This is a genomic window from Tepidimonas sp. (genome assembly GCF_036825565.1).
Classification (GTDB): domain Bacteria; phylum Pseudomonadota; class Gammaproteobacteria; order Burkholderiales; family Burkholderiaceae_C; genus Tepidimonas.
Window position 1 is genome coordinate 1 of sequence record NZ_DAISXZ010000114.1, and the last position, 3,817, is coordinate 3,817.

At 64.6% G+C, this 3,817-nt stretch carries 2 protein-coding genes; both read left to right on the top strand.

Annotation, left to right across the window (positions count from 1 at the left end):
• Positions 1 to 271 precede the first annotated feature (271 nt).
• A complete protein-coding gene (locus V7026_RS11130; protein WP_334155443.1) occupies positions 272 to 1,870 on the top strand; it encodes an NAD(P)/FAD-dependent oxidoreductase in 1,599 nt (532 codons plus the stop codon).
• A 94-nt stretch (positions 1,871 to 1,964) separates the two neighbouring features.
• A complete protein-coding gene (locus V7026_RS11135; protein WP_334155444.1) occupies positions 1,965 to 3,776 on the top strand; it encodes a hypothetical protein in 1,812 nt (603 codons plus the stop codon).
• Positions 3,777 to 3,817: the final 41 nt, after the last annotated feature.

Sequence of the window (3,817 nt, forward strand, 5' to 3'; positions counted from 1 at the left end):
TTGACCAGGGCCAGACCACCCCAGGCAGTGACCTCGCGGTGGCTGAAACTGACCGCAAACCCTTCTCCCTGTAACACCGATCCCGCCATGATCGTTACCTATCCATCTGATCCAAAACACGTTTGTCTAATGGTATCCATTAGAACCGACCTCACCCAAGCGCCTGGGCGCAGGCTCACAGCTTGCGCCAAAATCACGAAAAATGGCTAATGGACAATCTGGGTTCACACCATCTTCGATACCCCAAAAAAACGCATCAGGGAGGCCAACCATGCAAAATTCCGCCCGCATCGTGGCGATCGGCGCCGGCCCTGCCGGCCTGACCGCCGGTCTCGAACTGATCCGCCGCAGCGACATCAAGCCGCTGCTGATCGAGGCCGACACTCAGGTCGGCGGCATTTCCAAGACGGTGGTCCATCGCGGCAACCGCATGGATCTGGGCGGACACCGTTTCTTCTCCAAGTCCGACTGGGTGATGGACTGGTGGCGCAGCCTGATGCCGATCGTGGGCCGCGATGGCGAAGCCGTGCGCATCCAGTATCACCAGCAGTCGCGGCAAGTGCGGCTCGATGGCGAGCGCGCGCAGGGTGACGTCATGCTGGTGCGCCCGCGGCTGTCGCGGATCTACTACCTGCGTCGACTGTTCGACTACCCCCTCAAACTCAACTGGACCACCCTGTCCAACCTAGGGGCACGGCGAGTGGCGCGCATCATGGCCAGTTACGCACGGGCACGCACCCTGCCGCGGCCGGAGCGCAACCTCGAGGACTTCATCATCAACCGCTTTGGCGCGGAGCTCTATCGCACCTTTTTCAAGGATTACACCGAAAAAGTGTGGGGTGTGCCATGCCAAGAGATCAGCGCCGAGTGGGGTGCCCAGCGCATCAAAGGGCTGTCGGTCACCGCCGCGCTCAAGCACGCCGCCGGGCGACTGCTGCGCAACGCGGCGGCATCCACCCAGCACACCAGCCTCATCGAGCAGTTCCTCTACCCACGCCTCGGTCCCGGGCAGATGTGGGAGCGCGCCGCCCAGGAGATCATCGCCGGCGGCGGCACGATCCTGCTGCAAACCCGGGTGGTCCGGCTGCGCCGACAGGACAACCGCATCACCGCGGTCGAAATCGAAGAACACGACGGCCAACGCCGCACGGTCGAGGTGGACCATGTGATTTCGACGATGCCCGTCAAGGATCTGATCGCTGCCATGGATCCTCCCGCGCCGCAGGAGGTTCAACGCGTGGCGCAGGGGCTGCTCTATCGCGATTTCATGACGGTGGGGGTGCTCGTTCGGCGCATCAAGCGCAGCCCTGCAGACCAGGGAGGCCGCAGCGGCGAGCGGCTACCGGACAACTGGATCTATGTCCAGGAAAAGGATGTGCGCCTCGGGCGGCTGCAAATCTTCAACAACTGGAGCCCAGACCTCGTCGCCGACCCGAATGGCACCGTCTGGCTTGGGCTGGAATATTTTTGCAACATCGGCGACGACCTGTGGTCCATGGACGATGAGGCGTTCCAACGGTTCGCGATCCAGGAACTCGCCTCCATCGACCTGATCGACCCTGCCGACGTGCTCGACACCCACCTCGTGCGGGTGGAAAAGGCCTATCCGGCCTATTTTGGCAGTTACCGCGATTTCGGCATCGTGCGCCGCTGGTTGGACGGCATCTCCAATCTCTGGCTGGTGGGGCGCAACGGCATGCACCGCTACAACAACCAGGATCATTCCATGTTGACGGCCAAGCTCGCCGTCGATGCCATCCTTGGGGGCGACGTCACCCGCGAGGCGATCTGGGCCGTCAACCTCGACGACGAATACCACGAAACGATTGAGCAGCGCGGAGATCGGGCCACCATCCAGCGTCCAGCCTGAGAACCCCATGCCGCCTCTTCGTCAGCGAGGCACGGCCGGCCGCGTCGTGGCGTCCGTGCCCTGGTTCCACCGCGCCGGCTGGCTGGCCCTGGCGTTGGCCGTCTGGCTGCTGAGTCACCCGTACCGCGGCATCTGGCACGATGCCCGCGTTTACCTCGTCCTTGGACTGCAGCGCCTGATGCCCGAGGCCTACGCGCAGGACGTCTGGTCCGCCTTCGGCTCGCAGGGGGGCTTCAGCCTGTTCGACGAGATGTATGCGGCCTTGCTGCTGTGGGCGCCGCCGGCTGCCGTCGCAAAGGCGCTGGCGCTGGCTGGCGGCGTGGTTTGGGTGGCGGGTCTGCTCGCCCTAGCGGTCAAGCTGCTGGGCTGGCGCGGCGGGGTCATCGCGGTTTGTTTGGTGGTGATCCTCAACCCTTCTTACGGCCTCGGAGCGTCGGTTCTCGTCACCTCGGAAAGCTTCGCGACCGCCCGTCCGTTCGCGATGGGGCTGGCGCTGGCGGGTCTGGCCGGGTGGATCGCCGGTCAGCGCGCCCTGGCGGTGCTGACGTTGGCCACAGCGCTCATCCTGCACCCTTTGATGGCCATGGGTGCGGTCGCCTGCATCGCTGCGCTGGCACTGCGTGACCGCTTTGTGCTGGGGCTGCTTGTGGCGGATCTGACCGCGCTGGTGCTCGGGGCTGGCGCTGGCTTGGCACCGTTGGCGCCGATGGATCCGCTCTGGACAAACCTCGTGCGTCACACCTCGGCCATCGTGTTGCCGGAGGACATCGAGTCGCTCAGTCTGGACCGCAACTTATGGCCGGTCGCTGCACTGCTGTTGGCTGGCCGCTTGGCGCCGACGGGCCGCCGACGGTTCTACCAAGCGGTGGCGTTGGTCACGGCGTGGTGTCTGCTGATCGCGCTGGTTGTGGGGCTGCACTACCCGGCCGTCCTGATGGCACAGGCGCAGCTATGGCGCGTAGGCTGGCTGGCCACGGTCGTGGCGCTGTTGGCCTGTTTCGATGTCGTGACGGCCCAGCCCGCAGCCCGGCGCCGTGCTGCCAGCCTCGGGCTAGCGTTCACCTATCTGGCGACAGGATCGGGGCTGGGCAGCGCGTTGCTGTTGACCGCTTACGCAGCGCTGCTGCTGCCGCCTCTTGCCGAGGCGTGCAGAGCCTTGTGGGCATCGCATGGCTCGAAAGGCTTCCGCCGACTGGTCGGTACCCTGATTACCCTGGGGACCTGCGGATTGGCCTGGCTGCATTTCGGCGCCAGCGAACCCGTCGAAATCATATGGCCGGCCTTGAACGTCGCGATCGAAGCCCATCCTGTCCTCGTCTACGGGTTCGTGCCAGCGCTGGCGGCGTGGGGCATCTGGCAGTTGGCGCCGCACCATCGTGCCATGGCCGCCGTGGCCCTAGCATCCGTGGCCCTGCTGCTCTGGGACCAACGCTCGCCGTCCACCCGTATCCTCGAGGCGGGCTACCTGAACGACAGCGACACGCTGTTGCGCCAGCTCAACATCCGCCGAGGGGAGGTCGTCTACTGGCCCGGCAACGACCTCGGTCCGTGGTTGACGCTCGGGACAGCCGGCTACGCGCAAAATGTCCAGGGCATTGGCATCGTCTTTTCCCGGCACCACGCGGTCACGCTCCACGCCCGTCTACGAACGATCCGCGAGCTTACGAACGATCGGATGGAGCCTTCGGACTCAAACTGGAGCCCTTGGGATCTGCACGCTCCGTTCTACCACCCCTCGTACCTTTCAAGCACCGCAATCCGGCACCTGTGCTCGGACCCCGAGCTCGACCACATTATCCAGCACCAGGCTGCCGCTGGCTTGCCGGCGCTCAGGGTTGAGCTCCCAGGTGATCAAGCCTCACGAGCGGTCCATGTTTATCACTGTGCAATGCTTAGAAACGTCTGATCTGCTGTCTGACCTTGCCCCTGCAAAAAGTAGTGTTTAGC

What these genes read in the sequence shown, in the direction of transcription:
- V7026_RS11130 (WP_334155443.1), top strand. Translation starts at nt 272, where the DNA reads ATGCAAAATTCCGCCCGCATCGTGGCGATCGGCGCCGGCCCTGCCGGC.